The following is a 20,825-nucleotide window of genomic DNA, read 5'->3' on the forward strand; positions in this document are numbered from 1 at the left end:
CAGCTCCCACAGGAGAGTGCATTCCAATGTGGGAGCGGGCTTGCTCGCGAAGACGGCCGTTCAGGCAGTACAAGACTCAACCATTACCCGGCACATTCGGCCAGAGATCGGCCACCAGGAACACCCGCTCAGCTTCTTCCCACTCGCCCTCGGTATTTTCAGTCAGGCGCACCATCAGTTGTGCCGGCGCCATCGGGTCCAGGTCCAGTCGCCAGGCCTCCAGTTGCGCAGTGCTCCAGGTCTGCTCGGCCGGATAATGCGCCGGGGCCAGCCAGGCGGCGCGGGGCAGGGGTTGCCAGCGACCCGGCGGATGTTGGGCGATGAACGCAAGCCAGTCCCGTTGATGCAGCCAGTGACCGCGCAAATGCCTGGGGTGGGCGCCGGCCGGCGGTTCGGCCTCGCCCGGCCAGGGGTACAGCAAATACCCGCCCAGCCAGAGTTCGGAGCGAAACAGTTCGATGCCTGAGGGCTCGATACCCAGTGCCGCCAGGGCGTCGCGGCTTTCCGGGCGGGCCGAGATTGGTAATTGGTGTTCGCGCAGATGCGCCAGCTTGCGGTCGAGCCGGTCATGGCAACCCGGGCCCAGCCATTGCGCGGCGTCCAGGCCGTTACCGTGCTGGGGGCCGAGGTACAACTTGATGGCCAGTTCCAGGTGATGGATGCCGTCGCGATCACGCAGCAGCAGGTCCAATTCACCTAGCGTATGGCCTTCGCGTCGGATCGGCAGGTTCGCGGCGATCAACTCGATGCCCGGGGCCTGCTGCACGGCAAACTGCCACAGCCTTTCGTAATACAGGCCCAGGCGGCGTGTCCGCCCTTGGGACAGGCAGTGCAGCAGTGGGTAGCTGTCACGGTCCAGTTGCCGCAGCCAGTGCTCCAGTCGACCAGGCTCCTGTACCCAGTCACTGCCGGCCAGGGGATGGCGCTGGGGCCAGGGCGTGTCGATGAGCATCGGCGGGGCGATGATCGCCCACGCGAGGTCGCGCACTTCGGGATGGCGAAGGCGGCGGGGCAAGTCCAGCAATTCAGGGAACAGGATCATTTTGCGAGCATAGCTGCTGCGACGAAGGCTTAAAGGATTTTGTCTATGGAGCGCTTTCGCCCATAATCGTGTTTTTCGCCCGCCGCAGACCCTCGCAGGAGCCTCATGGAGCAATTTCGCAATATCGGCATCATCGGTCGCCTGGGCAGTTCGCAGGTGCTGGACACCGTTCGCCGTCTCAAACGTTTCCTCCTGGAGCGGCACCTGCATGTGATCCTCGAAGATACCATCGCCGAAGTCTTGCCGGGCCATGGCCTGCAGACGTCGTCGCGCAAGATGCTGGGCGAGGTCTGCGACATGGTCATCGTGGTCGGCGGCGACGGCAGCCTGCTGGGGGCCGCCCGGGCCCTGGCGCGGCACAATATCCCGGTGCTGGGGATCAATCGGGGCAGCCTGGGGTTCCTTACCGATATTCGTCCTGATGAGCTGGAAACCAAGGTCGCCGAGGTGCTGGACGGCCACTACCTGGTGGAAAACCGCTTCCTGCTGCAAGCCGAGGTCCGTCGTCACGCCGAAGCCATCGGCCAGGGCGATGCCCTCAATGACGTGGTGCTGCACCCTGGTAAATCCACGCGCATGATCGAGTTCGAGCTGTACATCGACGGCCAGTTCGTCTGCAGCCAGAAGGCCGACGGCCTGATCGTCGCGACCCCGACCGGTTCCACGGCCTACGCGCTGTCGGCCGGCGGACCGATCATGCACCCCAAGCTCGACGCTATTGTGATTGTGCCCATGTACCCCCATACCTTGTCTGGGCGACCGATTGTGGTCGATGGCAACAGTGAGCTGAAAATCGTCGTGTCCAAGGATATGCAGATCTATCCGCAAGTGTCCTGTGACGGCCAGAACCATTTCACCTGCGCGCCGGGTGACACCATCACCGTCAGCAAAAAAGCGCAGAAGCTGCGCCTGATCCATCCGCTGGATCACAATTACTATGAAGTCTGCCGGACCAAGCTCGGCTGGGGCAGTCGGTTGGGGGGTGGAGGCGACTGATGCTCGATCCTGCGCGCAGTTACGATTTGATCGGTGACGTGCACGGATGCGCCCTGACCCTGGAACACCTGCTGGACCGACTCGGTTACCACAAGCAGGGCGGGGTCTGGCGGCATCCGTCGCGCATGGCTGTGTTCCTGGGGGACATCATCGACCGTGGCCCGCGGATTCGCGAGGCGCTGCACATCGTCCACGACATGGTCGTGGCCGGCCAGGCACTGTGCATCATGGGCAACCACGAGTTCAACGCCCTGGGCTGGAGCACACCGGCGTTGCCGGGCAGCGGCCAGCGCTACGTGCGCGAACACACGCCACGCCACGCCCGCCTGCTCAACGAAACCCTGACCCAGTTCGAGCAGCATCCCGGCGACTGGCATGACTTTCTCAAGTGGTTCTATGAGCTGCCGCTGTTTGTCGACGCCGGCCGGTTCCGGGTGGTGCATGCCTGTTGGGATGCGGGCCTGATCGAACCGCTGCGTGGCCTGTTCCCGGATGGTTGTGTCGACGAACATTTCCTCCAGGCCTCGGCGCAACCGGGCAGTTTTGCCTGCACGGTGTTCGACCGTTTGCTGCGCGGCACGGACATGCGCCTGCCCCATGGCCTGACGCTGACCGGTGGCGATGGCCTGACCCGTTCGTTTTTCCGCACCAAGTTCTGGGAAGACAACCCGCAGACCTACGGCGACATCGTGTTCCAGCCCGACGCCTTGCCGGAACCGGTGGCCCGCACGCCACTGTCGCCGGATGAAAAAAACAACCTGCTGCGCTATGGCGTCCATGAACCGTTGCTGTTCGTCGGCCACTATTGGCGCAGCGGCAAGCCCGCGCCCATTCGCCCGAACCTGGCCTGCCTGGATTACAGTGCGGTGCTCTACGGCAAGCTGGTCGCCTACCGCCTCGACCAGGAAACCCGCCTGGATCCGCACAAGTTTGTCTGGGTCGATGTCGAGCGGCCGGAGGTGTTGCAATGAGTGTCGTCGCGGTTCTGCGCCTGCCCCTGGCAGTCGACCTGAGCGGCTTCGTCAAGCTGCTGCAACGCATGCAGGTCCCCCATCGTGTCAGCGAAGAGGCGGGCGAGCAGGTGCTCTGGGTGCCGGATGAAATCAGTGAGGATGTGCGTTCGTTGTACGCACGTTTTCCCGCCGGCGATCCCGATCAGCAGTTGGAACTGCCAGACACGGGTGGCACTTCTCGGCGAGCGGGGTTCGTCCAGCAACTGACCCGCAGTCCAGTGACGGCCCTGGTGCTGTTGCTGAGCCTGATCGTCAGCGCGGTCACCCTGCTGGGGGATAATCTCGAGACCCTGCGCTGGTTGACCTTCCTAGAATTTCGCATCGTTGGCGACTACATCCAGTTCACACCGTTGGCCGATAGCCTGGCGGCGGGGCAGTGGTGGCGGCTGGTAACGCCGATGCTGATTCACTTTGGCTTCCTGCACATCGCCATGAACGGCATGTGGTACTGGGAACTGGGACGACGGATCGAAGCGCGCCAGGGTGGTATCAACTTGTTGGGGCTGACGCTGCTGTTCAGCCTCGTCTCCAATTTCGCCCAGTACTTTTTCAGCGGCCCGACGTTGTTCGGCGGCTTGTCGGGGGTGCTGTACGGCCTGCTGGGCCATTGCTGGATCTACCAACTGCTTGCACCGAACCCGGCCTATCACTTGCCCCGTGGGGTGCTGGTGATGATGCTGGTGTGGTTGCTGCTGTGCCTGTCCGGGCTGGTTTCGCTGATCGGTTTCGGTGAAATCGCCAATGCGGCTCACGTCGGCGGGCTGCTCGTCGGCTGCTTCACGGGGTTGTTGGGCGGACTGTTCGCTCGCCGTAAAATGGCCCTTTGACCGGCGCCTGTGCCTTTTTAAAATGCGCGATTGCGCGGAGAACCCATGTCTTCCTTCAACGAAATGATCAAGAACATCACCCCCGACATCTACCAGAGCCTGAAACAGGCGGTGGAAATCGGTAAATGGGCCGATGGCAACAAACTCACCGCCGAGCAGCGCGAGCTGTCGCTGCAGGCGATGATCGCCTGGGAAATCCAGAACCTGCCCGAAGACGAGCGCACCGGTTACATGGGCGCGCAGGAATGCCATTCGAAATCGACCGAAGTGCCAAATATCCTGTTCAAGTCGGACGCCATCCATTGATCGAGATTGGCCGCGGTGCAATCAGCAAGATGTCGGCGCGCCTTGACGGGCCGACCGTTCAATACGCCTTTCGCCTGGACGACGTCGAGGTGCCGGTCAACCCGTTGATCGGCAGCACGATACGCCTGGAGTACCTCGGTGCGATCCACTGCACCCACTGTGGACGCCGGACCAAGACCAGCTTCAGCCAGGGTTATTGCTACCCGTGCATGACCAAGCTGGCCCAGTGCGACCTGTGCATCATGAGCCCCGAGCGTTGCCATTTCGACGCCGGCACCTGCCGTGATCCAGCTTGGGGCGAGCAGTTCTGCATGACCGATCATGTGGTCTACCTGGCCAATTCCTCGGGCGTGAAAGTCGGCATCACCCGCGCCACGCAGTTGCCGACCCGTTGGCTGGATCAGGGCGCCAGCCAGGCGCTGCCGATCCTGCGGGTCGCCACCCGCCAGCAATCGGGGTTTGTCGAGGACCTGTTCCGCAGCCAGGTGGCGGACAAGACCAACTGGCGCGCCTTGCTCAAGGGCGACGCCGTGGCGGTGGACCTGCCGGCGATCCGCGACGCGCTGTTCGACAGCTGCGCCGAGGGATTGCAGGGTTTGCAGGAACGATTCGGCCTGCAAGCGATCCAGACCATAGCGGACGTCGAACCCATCGAGATCCGTTATCCGGTGGAGCAATACCCGGCCAAGATCGTCAGCTTCAACCTGGACAAGAACCCGATCGCCGAAGGCACGCTGCTGGGGATCAAGGGCCAGTACCTGATTTTTGACACCGGCGTGATCAACATTCGTAAATACACGGCCTACCAGCTCGCCGTGCATCAGTAGAAGGATTCGACCCATGCGCACCGAACAACCGAAGATGATTTACCTCAAGGACTATCAGGCGCCCGAGTACCTGATCGACGAAACACACCTGACCTTCGAGTTGTTCGAGGACCACAGCCTGGTCCATGCGCAACTGGTGATGCGCCGCAACCCCGAGCGCGGTGCCGGGCTGCCGCCGCTGGTGCTCGATGGCCAGCACCTGGAACTGCTCTCGCTCAAGCTCGACGACGCCGACCTGGGGCAGGGCGACTATCAACTGGACGACAGTCACCTGACCGTTCACCCCAAGGCCCAGGCCTTCACGGTCGACACCACCGTCCGGATCCACCCGGAAACCAACACCGCCCTGGAAGGTTTGTACAAATCCGGCAGCATGTTCTGCACCCAGTGCGAGGCCGAGGGTTTCCGCAAGATCACCTATTACCTCGACCGCCCGGATGTGATGAGCACGTTCACCACCACCGTGGTGGCCGAGCAGCACAGCTATCCGGTGCTGCTGTCCAACGGCAACCCGATTGCCAGCGGCCCCGGCGAAGACGGCCGGCACTGGGCAACCTGGGAAGACCCATTCAAGAAGCCTGCCTACCTGTTTGCCCTGGTGGCCGGCGACCTGTGGTGCGTCGAAGACACCTTCACCACCCTGAGCGAGCGCACCGTAGCGCTGCGCATCTATGTCGAGCCGGAAAACATCGACAAATGCCAGCACGCCATGACCAGCCTGAAGAAGTCGATGCGCTGGGACGAAGAGGTATACGGGCGCGAGTACGACCTGGACATCTTCATGATTGTCGCGGTCAACGACTTCAACATGGGTGCCATGGAGAACAAGGGCCTCAATATCTTCAACTCCAGCGCCGTGCTGGCCCGCGCCGAAACCGCCACCGATGCCGCGCACCAGCGGGTCGAGGCGATCGTGGCCCACGAATACTTCCATAACTGGTCGGGCAACCGCGTGACCTGCCGCGACTGGTTCCAATTGTCGCTCAAGGAAGGTTTCACGGTGTTCCGCGACGCCGGGTTCTCGGCCGACATGAACTCTGCCACGGTCAAGCGCATCCAGGACGTGGCGTACCTGCGTACCCACCAGTTCGCCGAAGACGCCGGCCCCATGGCGCACCCGGTGCGTCCGGACAGCTTTATCGAGATCTCCAACTTCTACACCCTGACCGTGTACGAAAAGGGCTCGGAAGTGGTTGGCATGATCCACACCCTGCTGGGGCCTGAGGGTTTCCGCAAGGGCAGTGACCTGTACTTCGAACGCCATGACGGCCAGGCCGTGACCTGCGATGACTTCATCAAGGCCATGGAAGATGCCAACGGCGTCGACCTGGCCCAGTTCAAGCGCTGGTACAGCCAGGCCGGTACACCGCGGCTGGCGGTGAGCGAGTCTTATGACGCCGCTGCCAAGACCTACAGCCTGACCTTCAGCCAGAGTTGCCCGCCGACCCCGGACAAGATGGAAAAGCTGCCGTTCGTGATTCCCGTGGAGCTGGGCCTGCTGGACAGCAAGGGTGCTGAAATCCCTCTGCGCCTGGTCGGTGAAGCCGCGGCAGATGGCACGTCCCGAGTGATCTCGGTGACCGAAGCCGAGCAGACCTTCACTTTCGTCGATGTCGCTGAACAGCCGCTGCCTTCGTTGCTGCGTGGTTTCTCGGCGCCGGTGAAGCTGAGCTTCCCGTACAACCGCGACCAGTTGATGTTCCTGATGCAACACGACAGCGACGGTTTCAACCGCTGGGATGCCGGCCAGCAGTTGTCGGTACAGGTGCTGCAGGAACTGATCGCCCAGCATCAGCAGGGCGCCAGCCTGACGCTGGACCCGCGCCTGGTCAGTGCACTGCGCAGCGTGCTGTCGGACGAGTCCCTGGACCAGGCCATGGTCGCCGAAATGCTCTCGCTGCCAAGCGAAGCCTACCTGACGGAGATCAGCGAAGTGGCCGACGTCGAGGCGATCCATGTCGCCCGTGATTTCGCCCGTCAGCAGTTGGCCGAGAACCTGTTCGAAGCCCTTTGGCTGCGCTATGCAGCCAACCGCGACCTGTCGAAGAAAACGCCTTACGTGGCCGAGGCCGAGCATTTCGCCCGTCGCGCGTTGCAGAACATCGCGCTGTCGTACCTGATGCTCACCGGCAAGCCTGAGGTGCTGAGTGCGACGCTTGAGCAGTTCGACACCGCCGACAACATGACCGAGCGCCTGACCGCGCTGGCGGTGCTGGTCAACTCGCCATTCGAAGCCGAGAAGGCCAAGGCCCTGGAAGTATTTGCGGAAAACTTCAAGGGCAACCCACTGGTCATGGACCAATGGTTCAGCGTCCAGGCCGGCAGCCCGTTGCCGGGTGGCCTGGCGCGGGTCAAGGCATTGATGGAGCACCCGGCGTTCAATATCAAGAACCCGAACAAGGTGCGGGCGCTGCTGGGGGCGTTTGCCGGGCAGAACCTGATCAACTTCCACGCCGCCGACGGTTCGGGTTATCGCTTCCTGGCGGACCTGGTCATCCAGCTCAATGGCTTCAACCCGCAGATCGCCTCCCGGCAACTGGCGCCGCTGACTCGCTGGCGCAAATACGACAGCGCCCGCCAGGCGCTGATGAAAGCCGAGCTGGAGCGCATCCTGGCCTCCGGCGCGCTTTCCGCCGATGTGTTCGAAGTGGTGAGCAAGAGCCTGGCGTGACCGGGCTGCGCATTGCTTTTTTGTGGCGAGGGGATTTATCCCCGCTGGGCTGCGAAGCAGCCCCCAAACCATGCAACTCGGTGTGTCGGGAAAACTGAGTTCACTGCTTTGGGGCTGCTGCGCAGCCCAACGGGGATAAATCCCCTCGCCACATTCATCACCCTCGCGAATGTCTTCTGATTCACCCTTGGCCGATAGCCCCCCGGTTAACAAAAGATAACGCGGCGTCGATTGTCAGACCTTTCGAAAGCCCGATAGGATAGATCAGCTTCCGAAGTGGCTCTAGATTGCAGGTTTCAGGACTATGCTCCAGGACTGGCAACACACCAAGCCATAACAATAATAATGGGGGAAAGGTCTATGAATGAGCCTGTCATGGCTGTGGGCCGCAGCCGGCCGCCGATGCTGCGCAGAGTTGCGTTGCTGGCTTCGGCGCTCTCGCTGCTGGGCTCTGCGGTATTGTCGGCACCGGTGATGGCTGTTGCGGCGTCGACGTCCGATGTCATCTATTCCGTCGAGTCGGCCAAGGCCAGCAAAACCCTGATGCTCGATGTGGTCCACGCCGGCCAGCGCCTGGTGGCGGTCGGTGACCGTGGGCACATTGTCTATTCCGACGACCAGGGCACGTCCTGGACCCAGGCCAAGGTGCCGACTCGCCAACTGCTCACCGCGGTATTTTTCGTCGATGACAAACACGGCTGGGCCGTGGGGCACGACGCGCAGATCCTCGCCAGCGATGACGGTGGCAGCACCTGGACCAAGCAATTCGAAGACCTCACCCGTGAAGCGCCGCTGTTGGATGTCTGGTTCAAGGACGCCAGCAACGGTTTCGCCGTGGGTGCCTACGGCGCACTGCTGGAAACCACTGACGGCGGCAAGCACTGGGAAGACGCCAGCGACCGCCTCGAAAACGAAGACCAGTTCCACCTCAATGCGATAGCCGCCGTGAAAGACGCCGGGCTGTTCATTGTCGGTGAGGCCGGCAGCATGTTCCGCTCCGCCGACGGAGGCCAGACCTGGGAAAAAGTCGAAGGCCCGTACGAAGGCTCGCTGTTCGGGGTCATCGGCACCGCCCAGCCGTCGACGCTGCTGGCCTACGGCTTGCGCGGCAACCTGTATCGTTCCACTGACTTCGGCGGCACGTGGGAGCAGGTCGAGCTCAAGGCCGCACGCGGTGCCCTGGAGTTCGGCCTGTCAGGCGCCACGCTGCTGGCGGACGGTTCCATCGTGATTGTCGGCAACGGCGGCAGCGTGGTGCGCAGTACCGACGACGGCGAGACCTTCAGTGTGTTCAACCGCCCGGACCGGATTTCCGTGGCAGCCGTCACGGCGGCAGGCAACGGCAACCTGATCCTGGCGGGGCAAGGCGGCGTGCGTGCCACCACGTCCACCGGCGCCGAACTGAGCAAATGAGTCAGTCCTGCAAGACGGGCACAAAAACAAGAAGGCGGAACCCATGAGCAGTCATCACCAAGACAAGGCGACGTTCCTCGAGCGCCTGATTTTCAACAACCGCCCGGCAGTGATCATCATTTGCCTGTTGGTCAGCGTTTTCCTGTTCTGGCAGGCCACGCTGATCCGGCCCTCCACCAGTTTCGAAAAAATGATCCCCCTCGAGCACCCCTTCATCCAGAAGATGCTCGAGCACCGCAACGACCTGGCGAACCTCGGCAACACGGTGCGTATTTCCGTGGAAGCCACCAATGGCGACATCTTCTCCAAGGACTACATGGAGACCCTGCGCCAGATCCACGACGAGGTCTTCTACATCTCCGGCGTCGACCGTTCCGGGCTCAAGTCGTTGTGGAGCCCCAGCGTGCGCTGGACCGAAGTGACGGAGGAGGGCTTCGCCGGTGGTGAGGTGATCCCCCAGAGCTACAACGGTTCGGCCGACAGCCTCGACCTGCTGCGCAACAACGTGCTCAAGTCCGGCCAGGTCGGGCGCCTGGTGGCCAACGACTTCAAGTCGAGCATCATCGACATCCCGCTGCTGGAGTCTTATCCCGACCCGCAGGACCAGGGCAAGTTGCTCGCCCTGGATTACCAGAAGTTCTCCCACGAGCTTGAAGACAAGATCCGCAACAAGTTCGAAGCCCAGAACCCCAACGTGCAGATCCACATCGTCGGTTTCGCCAAGAAGGTCGGCGACCTGATCGACGGCCTGATCATGGTGGTGCTGTTCTTCGGCGTGGCCTTCGTCATCACCCTGGTCCTGCTGTACTGGTTCACCAACTGCATGCGCAGCACCGTGGCGGTGTTGACCACCACCCTGGTGGCCGTGGTCTGGCAACTGGGGTTGATGCATGCGGCCGGTTTCGGCCTGGATCCGTACTCGATGCTGGTGCCGTTCCTGATCTTCGCCATCGGCATCTCCCATGGGGTGCAGAAAATCAACGGCATCGCCTTGCAGTCCAGCGAGGCGGACAACGCCCTGACAGCGGCGCGGCGTACCTTCCGGCAGTTGTTCCTGCCGGGGATGATCGCGATCCTGGCGGACGCCGTGGGCTTCATCACCTTGCTGATCATCGACATCGGCGTGATCCGCGAACTGGCCATCGGCGCCTCCATCGGCGTGGCGGTGATCGTGTTCACCAACTTGATCCTGCTGCCGGTGGCGATCTCCTACGCCGGCATCAGCAAGCGTGCGGTCGAGCGCAGCAAGAAAGACGCGACCCGCGAACATCCGTTCTGGCGCCTGCTGTCGAACTTCGCCAGCGCCAAGGTCGCGCCGGTGTCCATTGCCCTGGCGGTGGTCGCCTTTGGCGGTGGCCTCTGGTATAGCCAGAACCTGAAGATCGGCGACCTGGACCAGGGCGCGCCGGAATTGCGTCCGGACTCGCGCTACAACCAGGACAACAATTTCATCATCAGCAATTATTCCACCAGCTCCGATGTACTGGTGGTGATGGTCAAGACCAAGACCGAAGGTTGCTCGCGCTATGAAGCCATGGCCCCCATCGACGAGCTGATGTGGAAGATGCAGAACACCGAGGGGGTGCAGTCGGCGATTTCCCTGGTGACCGTGTCCAAGCAAATGATCAAGGGCATGAACGAGGGCAACCTGAAATGGGAGACCCTGTCGCGCAACCCTGACGTGCTGAACAACTCCATTGCCCGGGCCGATGGCCTGTACAACAACAGTTGCTCCCTGGCGCCGGTGCTGGTGTTCCTCAACGACCACAAGGCCGAGACCCTGGACCGCGCGGTGAAGGCGGTGCAGGACTTTGCCAAGGAAAACAACCGCGATGGCCTGGAATTCATCCTTGCCGCCGGTAACGCCGGCATCGAGGCGGCCACCAATGAAGTGATCAAGGAATCGGAGCTGACCATCCTGGTCCTGGTGTACATCTGCGTGGCGACTATGTGCATGATCACCTTCCGTTCCTGGGCGGCGACGCTGTGCATCGTGCTGCCGCTGGTGCTGACCTCGGTGCTGGGCAACGCCCTGATGGCGTTCATGGGCATTGGCGTGAAGGTCGCGACCTTGCCAGTCGTGGCCCTGGGCGTGGGCATCGGCGTGGACTACGGCATCTACATCTACAGCCGCCTGGAAAGTTTCCTGCGGGCCGGGTTGCCGTTGCAGGAGGCTTACTACCAGACACTGAAATCCACCGGCAAGGCGGTGCTGTTCACCGGTTTGTGCCTGGCGATCGGCGTGTGCACCTGGATCTTCTCGGCCATCAAGTTCCAGGCGGACATGGGGTTGATGCTGACGTTCATGTTGCTGTGGAACATGTTCGGCGCGTTGTGGCTGTTGCCGGCGCTGGCGCGGTTCCTGATCAAGCCCGAGAAACTGGCGGGGCAGAAGGGCAATTCATTGTTTGCTCATTGATCGACGATAGAACCTGCCCAGTGTGGGAGCGAGCTTGCTCGCGATAGCGGTGTGACAGTCAATGAAGGTGTTGAATGTCAGTGCGCAATCGCGAGCAAGCTCGCTCCCACAGGTTTTTCTGGTGCTCAGACGCTGATCATTCCTAGCCACAATGAATGACCCCGCCTTGGGTGAGCGGCATCACAACCCTTACGCTTGCGTTGTCATCAGGTCGCCAACGGCAAGAACTTGCTCTGCGCCATGAGCTTGCCGATGTTCCCTCGATGCACATTCACCACCGCGTAGGGGCTATCCGCCTTGGCGAGCAGCGAGTGATAGTCTTCCCGGCGTTGTGCCTTGGTTTTCAGGTGGGCGACGCTGTAGTCGGCTTTCGGCGTATCGATTTTTTCGTAGTGAAAATGCGCGTACCAGAGGGGGAAGCCGTCACGGTTGTTGATGGCATATTCCTGGAGGAAGTCCTTGCGGGCGCCTTTCAACGCTTTGCGCTCACCCAGTCGCGCGACTTGTATCAGGTTCTGTTCGAACAGGTACTGGAGGTTGCCGTCGGTGGGCGGCAGGTGCAGGCTCAATTCGACACGCAGGGCGCTGCCCCTGGACGTCAGTCTGGAAATGGCCTCGGTCAACTGCCTGCCCAGCGCTTGATCGGCCGGCGTGCGTGGCGTTTGTGAGGCTGAGAAGGCCCTGTCGAGTTCTTCAGAAAGCGTACGGAAGCGACTGGCCTCATTGTTCATGATCTCTTCGATTTCCTGAGGATGACGGCAACGCTTTTTATAGCTTTCAGCGCGGCGAAGACGTTCTTCCAGCTCCTCCAGCAGTGTTCGCGCATCGCCCTTGATCGCGTTGACCGATCGGGTCCTGGGGGCTCGAGCCGGTCGGCGTACGTCGACAACGTCCCAGACGTCGTCGTGACGCGAATAGGTGGACAGCACCTGATCGTCGACTTGGGAGCGCAACTCGACGACTTCAATCGGCAAGGAGGTGCCGGCCGGTTTCAGGTCACCAATCAGAACGCCACTCCTGCGGGTCTTGATCACCTTTTTCTGAGGACTTCCGGAAGGTGCTTTGGGACGTTTGGGCGCGCGCTTGCGCGGTGTCGGTTCGGGTTTGACTTCTGCCGCCAGTTTGCCGGACGCATCCTGGTACAGGCTGTCAAGCAGCGTGGTCAGCTTCTCGAAATAGGCGTCGTTGATATCGTCGGCATAAAGGGTTTTCATGCCCTGCAAGGCGTCGAGGGCTTCGCCATAATGCTCGGTCAGGCTGGTCAGTACCTCAAGCTGCTCAGAGGCGCTCAGGTCGTACAGTTGCAGGTCAGCGTGGGAGCGTACTTGCTCGGCCAATGGCTTGACGATGCGATACAGGCTATCGGGCAAGTCGGTTTCCGGGTGTTTGATGGCCAGTATCGGCAGGGCGGCCAACTGCAGGGCCTTGGTGCCTATGACATTCCTTTCATTCTGCGGACGGCCGCGGGTCAGGCGGTCGAACGCTTGGGCCCCCACCGAATCCAGGTTCAATAGCTTCTCCAGGTACTCATCCTTGAGTTGCAGCCAATGGATGGCGCGATCATTGATGTCGCTCATGGCTTCGAGGAACACCACGTAGCGCTGCATGTCGCGAGCCACGTCTTCTTCCACAAACGTTCCGAAAAACTGCGGGTGAGCGGTATTGAGGGCCCGTTGATCCATTTCCACCATCAGGAAGGCCTTGCGGGCATTGTTGACGACATTCTCCATCAGCCCGCGGACGCTTGCGGAAGGCAAACCAATGCCCAGCCTTGCGCGTTCGGGCGCACTGTCCAGCAGTTTCAAATAGATGTCGGTCTGCTCGTTGAGCAGGTCATAAAACACCTTTCGTTTGGGTGCGCGCTGCTCCTCGGTATAAGCGCTTGCTTCTTCGAGCCTCGTCATCACTTGCTGGGCGATGTCCAGGGCTTTTCCCCGTCCGGACTCCTGGGAGAGGTATTCCGTTAACTCACCGGTCAAATCGGCGGCTCTTTGGGCATTGAGACGACGCTGGTCCGCCACGCGTTTGGGGGGAGAGCCTCCCAGCAGGCGTAAACGCAGGTCCATAGACCAGTTACCGTCAATGTCTGATTGCAGCGCAGGACCCGTTCGTGCGGGGTCGAGCGGATCGACAATCGTGGTGCTGCCGTCCGGATCCGGGCTGACCTGATACAGGCTGTCTTGCATGAATACGTGCCATTTGTTGCCGATCACGTACAAGCCCTTGAAAGGACCATATTGAATCGGCTCAGGCAGTGACGCAGGGCGCAGTACCTGCATGCGCCTTATGCGGGTGCGTTGCTCCGGCGTCAAATTGAAACGGGGAGTGGAGTACCTGAGATCGAGGGTCCTGCTGGCGACTTCGGATTGTTCGCCGGGCAAGGCAACGGACCCTTCCAAGATTCTCGGCGAGGCGGGTGCGGGCCACTGCTGCTCGACAACACGCGGTGCGGGGGAGCGCATCGCTTGTTCCTTGACCGATGTGGGCACGGATGCACGAGAGGGCGCACGGGCGGAGGGAAATTGGCTCACCAGCATGGCAAGGTTGACCAGCAAGTCGACGGCGGCGAGTTCCCGTGTCGTCGGATCTTCACTGCTCAGGGCCGGGATATCATGACTGGCGCTGGCCATCAGGCTCCATAGCCAGGCGACGGTCATGGCCGGGCCACGCAGCAACGGAAACAGCAGCGTATTGAACAGCAGGCTGCCGCCCTGGAGAAACACCGCCCAGCGGCTTTCGCTGTTGGAAACTGAATGGCGGTCGGCCTGGGTGACCAGCGCTTGGGCGTTGCAGCCATAGAGGTACTGCATCAGTTCGCCTTTGTGCAGGTATTGCAGCAGTTCGTCGTTGGCGCCATGGGTGGCGAGTGTCGCCGGAGCGGGTTTTTCGGGACGATTGAATTCGTCACCCTGGAAAAAACGCACAATGTGTGGCTCCGCGAAACCACCATTGGCATACACCGGGCGTGCGCTGTCGGACATCCAGGTCAGGATGCTGTCTTGCAAATCCCCTTTGGCGGCGACGGCCTGCAACAGGGCCTGGCGCGTCGGGAACGCCAGCAGCGACGGCGCGTACAGGGGGCGATACAAAAGGTGTGGACCCGTTTCGACGTCCTGTGCCTCGACGATGAACATGTTGGTCACGATGTCGGGCCGGGCCAGGGGCTTGCGCAGGAAGGCCAGGTGTCGAATGACCACGGGGCGGCCGTCAACCTGCCGACCAGCCGTGTCGGGTTGCAGCAGGGCCTCAATGAGACGCAGCCCTTGGCGGGTCATGCCGTTTTCGTCGTTGAGCGTTTGCTGCAGTGCCTCAAGCGGCAACTGCGCCGGGAGCTGTTCGGCAAACATTCGCTGGTATTCCTGCGCTTGAGGCGAGTCGCTCAACAGTTCCTGTTGCAGATAACGCGGATAGGTCATGCCGATGTCCGCCTGTTCGATCAGCCCGTCCTTGCGGGTAATGAAGTCCGGCGTTAACCAGGCAGGCAACGCCAGGCCCAGGCGATGGCTGAGTGTCAGGTGCCCACTGGGGCGTGCAACGAGATTGTCGATGGCCAGCTGAGTCAGGCTCATCGTTCTTTTCTCACTGATGCCGACGGTCCCCGGATACCCCGCGGAGACGGTGAAAACCAGCGCCACATCGTCGGGTTGGAACTGGCTGGGGGGAGCCTTGGCCGGGCTGCTGTCATTGGTTTTGCTCATCAGCGTGAGTAAAGCGTCAGCCGTAAAAGTCTTGAGGTCACTGAGAGAGGTTCGCCCTTGATCGCGTTTCTTGGCACTGGCCAGCGCCAGGCTGTAGCGCTGGAACCTTGTTTGATCGGCCAGGGACGCCTGTTTCAACCATTCGGGCAGTAGCGGCTCGAGTCGTGTCGATGTTTCAGGCGTGAGGCGTGGCGCGTCGCGCAGAGAGCGGGCCGGGTCGCTTAACTCGTTGTAGAGCGTCTTGAGGTTTTGCAGGCCAATTCGGGAGGGCAATTGCACCGCCTTCAGGTCGGCCAATTGCTGCTCCAATATCAGGGCGGCCTGGGTGTCGAAGGCATTGCCGCCGATCTCGTAGCGTTGGCAGGTGACGGTGTCGACAATGTAGCGGCTGGCGATCCGTTCGCCCCAATGGCGATTGAAGGCGTCCATCGATGCGAAGGACTGCACGGCGCTGCCGGGGCTGCAAAGCAGAATGATGAGCCCGTAGCGTGTGTAATGAAGCAGGAGGATCTCGTTGCTGGGCAGTACGGTGCTGGAGGTGCCCTGGGTGACGGTACTTTCCAGGCTGTAGGCGTAGACGGGGGGCGTATTGCGGCTGAAGCGTTGCTCACGGTCCGGCCAGCGGACGATCTGCTCCAGGGTCTCGCGTGCTGGTTCCGTGAGGCCTGGCTGTTGCAGCCCACGGATATGCAGCAGGTTTTTGAGGGTGTCGCTGAGCCATTGCCAGCGGCTGGTATGGGTGTCGGTTTGGGCGTGGGGGCTGATGTCGGTGTTCCAATAGCGGGTCAGCGCATCCTCCAGCCCGATCGGTAGGGTCCAGGGCAGTTCAAGCAACAGCTTTTTGATGACCTGCATGTCCAGCTTTTCATCGCCTGACCAAAGGCGGTGTGGAATCGAGTCGGAAAGATAACAGTCAAGATGACCCCGTGAACTGAAATCCACGGGTGTGTCGAGGGCCAGGTAGTCAAGCACGAGGGGCATGAAGGGTTGGAAGTTCCAGGCGTGAACGGCTGCATTCGGCGTTGCCAATTGGGTCTTGGAGAGGTCGATGGTCAGCGAGGGGTATTTTGCCGTGATGGCTTGTTCAAGCATTTGTTGCGCGACCTGCTCGAAGGTCGGGCGGCTGGCGAATTGCTGGCTGACGTTTTGTGCCAACTCGGAGGGGGTGTCGGCCGGTGTGGGCGAGGTCATAAGAAGTCCTTTTCCTGAACTCATGGCCGTCGGGATGACGGCGAGAGTCAAGTGTCGGGATTTCCTTGCTCTGCGGGCGGTATATAGATACCACCCGTTGGGCCTGCGTTATGTCAGGCCTGGTCGGGATCGCTGCCCAGCACCACATTCAGCGCGCTGCGGGCATCGTCCAGTTGCACCAGCGTGGCATGGCGGGCACCGAGGGCGTCGCGGTTCTCGATGGCGGTGAGGATCGCCTTGTGGCGTGGCATCGCCAGCTCATGCAGGTTGGGCCGCTGGTTGGAATGCTTGAGCGCCTCGGCGATGGCCACCGACAACATGTTGCAGAGGTTGGCGAGCAGGTCGTTGTGGGTGGCGTCGGCGATGCGGCTGTGGAAGTCCAGGTCCGGTTGCAGCACGGCCTCGGGGGTCGGTGCCGCTTCCATGCGCTGGTAGGCCTCGCGGATGGACGCGATGTCGGCCTCGTTGGCGAACTGTGCGGCGAGGGCGGCGGCGGCCGGCTCGATGATGCTGCGCACGCTGGTCAGCAGGTTGAAGAATTCATTCTGCGGGCTGCTCTGCATCAGCCAATGCAGCACATCCGGATCGAGCATGTGCCACTCCCGCCGGGCCTTGACCACCGTGCCCACGCGCGGTCGCGAATACACCAGGCCCTTGGCGACCAGCACCCGCGTGGCTTCACGCAGCACTGGGCGGCTGACCGCGTACTCTTCGCACAACAAGGCTTCAGCGGGCAGTTTATCGTCCGGTTTGAAGCGCCCGGAAACGATCTGCATGCCCAGTTCCTGGACGATGCGCGCGTGCATGCTTTTGCGGTCGGAAGGTTTACGGTAATCCATGGGACGCGGCGCGATCCTGTGCGAGGGGAGTGCTGCGCATGATAGCAGGCGCGGCGATGGCGGGTCGCTAGTGCGATTTTTGATTTAGATACAGACCCATTGTGGGAGATACAGACCCATTGTGAGAGATACAGACCCATTGTGGGAGTGAGCTTTTTGTGGGAGCTGAGCTTGCTCGCGATGAGGTCCTTCCAGTCAACATCTCTGTTGTCTGTTACACCGCTATCGCGAGCAAGCTCAGCTCCCACAAAAGCTTGCATCCCACAGGGGGATGCCACAGGGGATGGGTGGATCAGTGGGAGTGGCGTGGCACCTCGGCGCCGCGGCAGCCGACCAGGAAGTCGAAGTCGCAGCCCTGGTCCGCTTGCAGCACGTGCTCGATGTACAACTGGCGATAACCGCCCACCAACAGGTTCTGCGGTGGCGGCAGGTCGGCCAGGCGCGCCGCGAGTTCGGCGTCCGGGATGTCCAGGTGCAGGCGGCCGCTGGCGCAATCGAGTTCGATCCAGTCGCCTTCCTTCACTGCCGCCAGAGGTCCGCCGGCGGCGGCTTCCGGTGCCACGTGCAGGACCACCGTGCCGTAGGCGGTGCCGCTCATGCGTGCGTCGGAAATCCGCACCATGTCCGTCACGCCCTGAGCCAACAGCTTGGCGGGCAAACCCATGTTGCCGACTTCAGCCATGCCCGGATAACCCTTCGGCCCGCAGTTTTTCATCACCAGGATCGAGTTGGCGTCGACGTCCAGTTCCGGGTCGTTGATCCGTGCCTTGTACTCGTCGAAGTTCTCGAACACCACCGCGCGACCGCGATGCTGCATCAGTTCGGCGGTGGCGGCGGACGGCTTGAGCACCGCGCCCAGTGGCGCCAGGTTGCCGCGCAGCACGCAGATACCGCCGTCGGCGCGGATCGGGTTGTCCAGGGTGCGAATGACTTCGTCCTGGCCGTAGATCGGCGCTTCCTTGGTGTTCTCGCCGAGGCTCTTGCCGTTGACGGTCAAGGCGTTCGGATGGGGGATCAGGTTGGCTTCGCCTAGACGCCGCAGCACGGCGGGCAGGCCACCGGCGTAGTAGAACTCTTCCATCAGGAAGCGCCCGGACGGTTGCAGGTCGACGATGGTCGGCATGCCGCGACCGATGCGGGTCCAGTCGTCCAGGTCCAGTTGCACGCCGATGCGCCCGGCAATGGCCTTGAGGTGGATCACCGCGTTGGTCGAACCGCCGATGGCCGCATTGACGCGGATGGCGTTTTCGAAAGCTTCCTTGGTCAGGATCTTCGACAGTTTCAGGTCTTCACGGACCATTTCCACGGCGCGCATGCCGGACATGTGGGCCAGTACATAACGCCGTGCATCCACGGCCGGAATCGCCGCGTTGTGCGGCAGGGAAGTACCGAGGGCTTCGGCCATGCAGGCCATGGTCGAGGCGGTGCCCATGGTGTTGCAGGTGCCGGCCGAGCGGGACATGCCGCCCTCGGCCGCAAGGAAATCGTCGAGGGTGATGGTGCCGGCCTTGACCTGTTCACTCAATTGCCAGACCACCGTGCCCGAGCCGATGTCCTGGCCTTTGTGCTTGCCGTTGAGCATCGGCCCGCCGGTAACAACGATGGCCGGTACGTCACAACTGGCGGCGCCCATCAGCAGGGCGGGGGTGGTCTTGTCGCAACCGGTGAGCAGCACCACGCCGTCAATCGGGTTGCCGCGAATCGCCTCTTCCACGTCCATGCTCGCCAGGTTGCGGGTCAGCATGGCGGTGGGGCGCAGGTTCGACTCGCCGTTGGAGAACACCGGGAATTCCACGGGGAAGCCCCCGGCTTCGATCACGCCACGCTTGACGTGCTCGGCGATCTGCCGGAAGTGCGCGTTGCACGGCGTCAGCTCCGACCAGGTGTTGCAGATGCCGATGATCGGCTTGCCGTGGAACTGATGGTCGGCGATGCCCTGATTTTTCATCCAGCTGCGGTACATGAAGCCGTTTTTGTCGGCGGTGCCAAACCATTGGGCCGAGCGCAGGAAGGGTTTCTTATCAGACATGATCGATTCTCTTATTGTATGACTATATTGTTCTAGCTGAAGGGTAACATAAGCGCAATTTGTGCGGTTTGGAAGTGTTGTTGGGTAAATAGTATTACTATATAGTCCGATTCAATGGAGGGATTGTCCTGGCGGTCATTCGCGAGAGAAATCCCCCGAGGTTCCATAACAACAACAATCGGAGACCGGTCCCATGAGCCAGGAATTGCGGCTTATACGTCGCATCACGCTGAAACTGATTCCCTTCCTGATCCTGCTGTACCTGATCGCCTACGTGGACCGCTCTGCGGTGGGCTTTGCCAAGCTGCACATGGGCGCCGATCTCGGTATTGGTGACGCCGCCTACGGCCTGGGTGCCGGGCTGTTTTTCATCGGTTACTTCCTGCTGGAGATCCCCAGCAACCTGATGCTGGAGCGCTTCGGTGCCCGGCGCTGGTTCGCCCGGATCATGGTCACCTGGGGCGCGATCACCATCGGCATGGCGTTCGTACAAGGCCCGCATAGCTTCTATGTGATGCGTTTTTTGCTCGGCGCGGCCGAAGCCGGGTTCTTCCCGGGCGTGCTGTACTACATCACTCAGTGGTTCCCGGTGCGTCATCGCGGCAAGATCCTGGGCCTGTTCATTCTGTCCCAACCCATCGCGATGATGATCACCGGCCCTGTGTCCGGTGGTTTGCTGGGCATGGACGGCATCCTTGGCCTGCACGGCTGGCAGTGGCTGTTCATCGTCATCGGCCTGCCGGCGGTGCTGTTGACCTGGCCGGTGTTGCGTTACTTGCCGGACGGCCCGCAACAAGTGAAATGGATGGACCAGGCCGAGAAGGACTGGCTGACCGGTGAACTGAAAAAAGACCTGCAGGAATACGGCCAGACCCGCCACGGCAATCCGCTGCATGCCCTCAAGGACAAGCGTGTCTTGCTGCTGGCGCTGTTCTACCTGCCGGTGACCTTGAGCATCTACGGCCTGGGCCTGTGGTTGCCGACGCTGATCAAGCAGTTCGGCGGCAGCGACCTGGTGACTGGCTTCGTGTCGTCGGTGCCGTACATCTTCGGCATCATCGGTTTGCTGATCATTCCCCGCAGCTCCGACCGCTTGAACGACCGCTACGGTCACCTGGCCGTGTTGTACGTGCTGGGCGCCATCGGTCTGTTCCTCAGCGCCTGGTTGTCGGTGCCGGTGTTGCAATTGGCGGCGCTGTGCCTGGTGGCGTTCGCGCTGTTTTCCTGCACGGCGGTGTTCTGGACCTTGCCGGGGCGTTTCTTTGCCGGCGCCAGTGCGGCGGCGGGCATTGCGTTGATCAACTCGGTGGGCAACCTGGGCGGCTACATCGGCCCGTTCGTGATCGGTGCGCTGAAGGAGTACACCGGCAACCTGGCCTCTGGGTTGTATTTCCTGTCCTGTGTGATGGTGTTCGGCCTGGTGTTGACCGGCGTGGTCTATCGCCTGCTGGAGCGCAAGCATGTGTTGCCGGCGGACCAGTTCGCCGCCAGCGCCCGCGGGGCGACGCGTACCTGAAATTACTGCGATCAACTGTGGGAGCGGGCTTGCTCGCG

Annotated in this window: 13 protein-coding genes; 9 read left to right on the forward strand and 4 right to left on the reverse strand. The window is 61.7% G+C overall.

Annotated elements, in window-relative coordinates:
* Positions 1-76: 76 nt before the first annotated feature.
* Entirely contained in the window at positions 77-1,042 is a 966-nt protein-coding gene (locus CFII68_RS16295) for a DUF1853 family protein (protein WP_018605803.1), read from the reverse strand.
* A 105-nt stretch (positions 1,043-1,147) separates the two neighbouring features.
* Here CFII68_RS16295 and CFII68_RS16290 point away from each other — a divergent pair, with 105 nt between their 5' ends.
* The 8 genes from CFII68_RS16290 (at position 1,148) to CFII68_RS16255 (ending at position 11,514) form a co-directional block, all read left to right on the forward strand.
* The gene (locus tag CFII68_RS16290) at positions 1,148-2,038 is read left to right on the forward strand and encodes an NAD(+) kinase (protein WP_003202709.1); all 891 of its coding nucleotides are present in this window, start codon (positions 1,148-1,150) and stop codon (positions 2,036-2,038) included.
* Positions 2,035-3,009, forward strand: coding sequence for a metallophosphoesterase (locus CFII68_RS16285; RefSeq protein ID WP_172681158.1), 975 nt, complete (start codon positions 2,035-2,037; stop codon positions 3,007-3,009). Before CFII68_RS16290 ends, CFII68_RS16285 begins: the two co-directional genes overlap by 4 nt.
* Complete coding sequence (locus CFII68_RS16280; RefSeq protein WP_018605811.1) at positions 3,006-3,878, forward strand: rhomboid family intramembrane serine protease; 873 nt, start codon at positions 3,006-3,008, stop codon at positions 3,876-3,878. Before CFII68_RS16285 ends, CFII68_RS16280 begins: the two co-directional genes overlap by 4 nt.
* 45 nt (positions 3,879-3,923) lie before the next feature.
* Positions 3,924-4,184: a YeaC family protein gene (locus CFII68_RS16275; RefSeq protein WP_018605813.1), complete on the forward strand. Its 261-nt coding sequence runs from the start codon at positions 3,924-3,926 to the stop codon at positions 4,182-4,184.
* Positions 4,181-5,011 carry a DUF2797 domain-containing protein gene (locus CFII68_RS16270; RefSeq protein ID WP_018605815.1) on the forward strand — a complete coding sequence of 277 codons (831 nt, stop codon included), beginning with the start codon at positions 4,181-4,183 and terminating at the stop codon, positions 5,009-5,011. Before CFII68_RS16275 ends, CFII68_RS16270 begins: the two co-directional genes overlap by 4 nt.
* A 13-nt stretch (positions 5,012-5,024) precedes the next feature.
* The gene (gene pepN, locus CFII68_RS16265) at positions 5,025-7,682 is read left to right on the forward strand and encodes an aminopeptidase N (protein ID WP_018605817.1); all 2,658 of its coding nucleotides are present in this window, start codon (positions 5,025-5,027) and stop codon (positions 7,680-7,682) included.
* 360 nt (positions 7,683-8,042) lie between these two features.
* Positions 8,043-9,095 (forward strand): YCF48-related protein, encoded by a 1,053-nt coding sequence (locus CFII68_RS16260; protein ID WP_033062598.1) that lies wholly within the window; start codon positions 8,043-8,045, stop codon positions 9,093-9,095.
* Positions 9,096-9,138: 43 nt separating this feature from the next.
* Entirely contained in the window at positions 9,139-11,514 is a 2,376-nt protein-coding gene (locus CFII68_RS16255; protein ID WP_018605819.1) for an RND family transporter, read from the forward strand.
* A 206-nt stretch (positions 11,515-11,720) separates the two neighbouring features.
* Here CFII68_RS16255 and CFII68_RS16250 read toward each other — a convergent pair whose 3' ends face one another.
* The 3 genes from CFII68_RS16250 to CFII68_RS16240 all read right to left on the reverse strand — a co-directional run bounded on the left by CFII68_RS16250 (position 11,721) and on the right by CFII68_RS16240 (position 19,271).
* A complete protein-coding gene (locus CFII68_RS16250; protein ID WP_018605821.1) occupies positions 11,721-16,403 on the reverse strand; it encodes a dermonecrotic toxin domain-containing protein in 4,683 nt (1,560 codons plus the stop codon).
* Between the two features lie 113 nt (positions 16,404-16,516).
* A complete protein-coding gene (locus tag CFII68_RS16245; protein WP_018605822.1) occupies positions 16,517-17,242 on the reverse strand; it encodes a FadR/GntR family transcriptional regulator in 726 nt (241 codons plus the stop codon).
* 292 nt (positions 17,243-17,534) lie between these two features.
* Positions 17,535-19,271: an IlvD/Edd family dehydratase gene (locus tag CFII68_RS16240; RefSeq protein WP_018605824.1), complete on the reverse strand. Its 1,737-nt coding sequence runs from the start codon at positions 19,269-19,271 to the stop codon at positions 17,535-17,537.
* A 193-nt stretch (positions 19,272-19,464) separates the two neighbouring features.
* Between CFII68_RS16240 and CFII68_RS16235 the strand changes: the two genes are divergently transcribed.
* Complete coding sequence (locus tag CFII68_RS16235) at positions 19,465-20,787, forward strand: MFS transporter (RefSeq protein WP_018605826.1); 1,323 nt, start codon at positions 19,465-19,467, stop codon at positions 20,785-20,787.
* Positions 20,788-20,825: the final 38 nt, after the last annotated feature.

The organism is Pseudomonas sp. CFII68 (genome assembly GCF_000416195.1).
Taxonomy (GTDB): domain Bacteria; phylum Pseudomonadota; class Gammaproteobacteria; order Pseudomonadales; family Pseudomonadaceae; genus Aquipseudomonas; species Aquipseudomonas kilonensis.

Excerpts from the sequence above, each read along its gene's own strand:
- CFII68_RS16295 (WP_018605803.1), bottom strand. The coding sequence starts at position 1,042 with ATGATCCTGTTCCCTGAATTGCTGGACTTGCCCCGCCGCCTTCGCCAT.
- CFII68_RS16290 (WP_003202709.1), top strand. The coding sequence starts at position 1,148 with ATGGAGCAATTTCGCAATATCGGCATCATCGGTCGCCTGGGCAGTTCG.
- CFII68_RS16280 (WP_018605811.1), top strand. The coding sequence starts at position 3,006 with ATGAGTGTCGTCGCGGTTCTGCGCCTGCCCCTGGCAGTCGACCTGAGC.
- CFII68_RS16275 (WP_018605813.1), top strand. The coding sequence starts at position 3,924 with ATGTCTTCCTTCAACGAAATGATCAAGAACATCACCCCCGACATCTAC.
- pepN (WP_018605817.1), top strand. The coding sequence starts at position 5,025 with ATGCGCACCGAACAACCGAAGATGATTTACCTCAAGGACTATCAGGCG.
- CFII68_RS16260 (WP_033062598.1), top strand. The coding sequence starts at position 8,043 with ATGAATGAGCCTGTCATGGCTGTGGGCCGCAGCCGGCCGCCGATGCTG.
- CFII68_RS16255 (WP_018605819.1), top strand. The coding sequence starts at position 9,139 with ATGAGCAGTCATCACCAAGACAAGGCGACGTTCCTCGAGCGCCTGATT.
- CFII68_RS16250 (WP_018605821.1), bottom strand. The coding sequence starts at position 16,403 with ATGACCTCGCCCACACCGGCCGACACCCCCTCCGAGTTGGCACAAAAC.
- CFII68_RS16245 (WP_018605822.1), bottom strand. The coding sequence starts at position 17,242 with ATGGATTACCGTAAACCTTCCGACCGCAAAAGCATGCACGCGCGCATC.
- CFII68_RS16240 (WP_018605824.1), bottom strand. The coding sequence starts at position 19,271 with ATGTCTGATAAGAAACCCTTCCTGCGCTCGGCCCAATGGTTTGGCACC.
- CFII68_RS16235 (WP_018605826.1), top strand. The coding sequence starts at position 19,465 with ATGAGCCAGGAATTGCGGCTTATACGTCGCATCACGCTGAAACTGATT.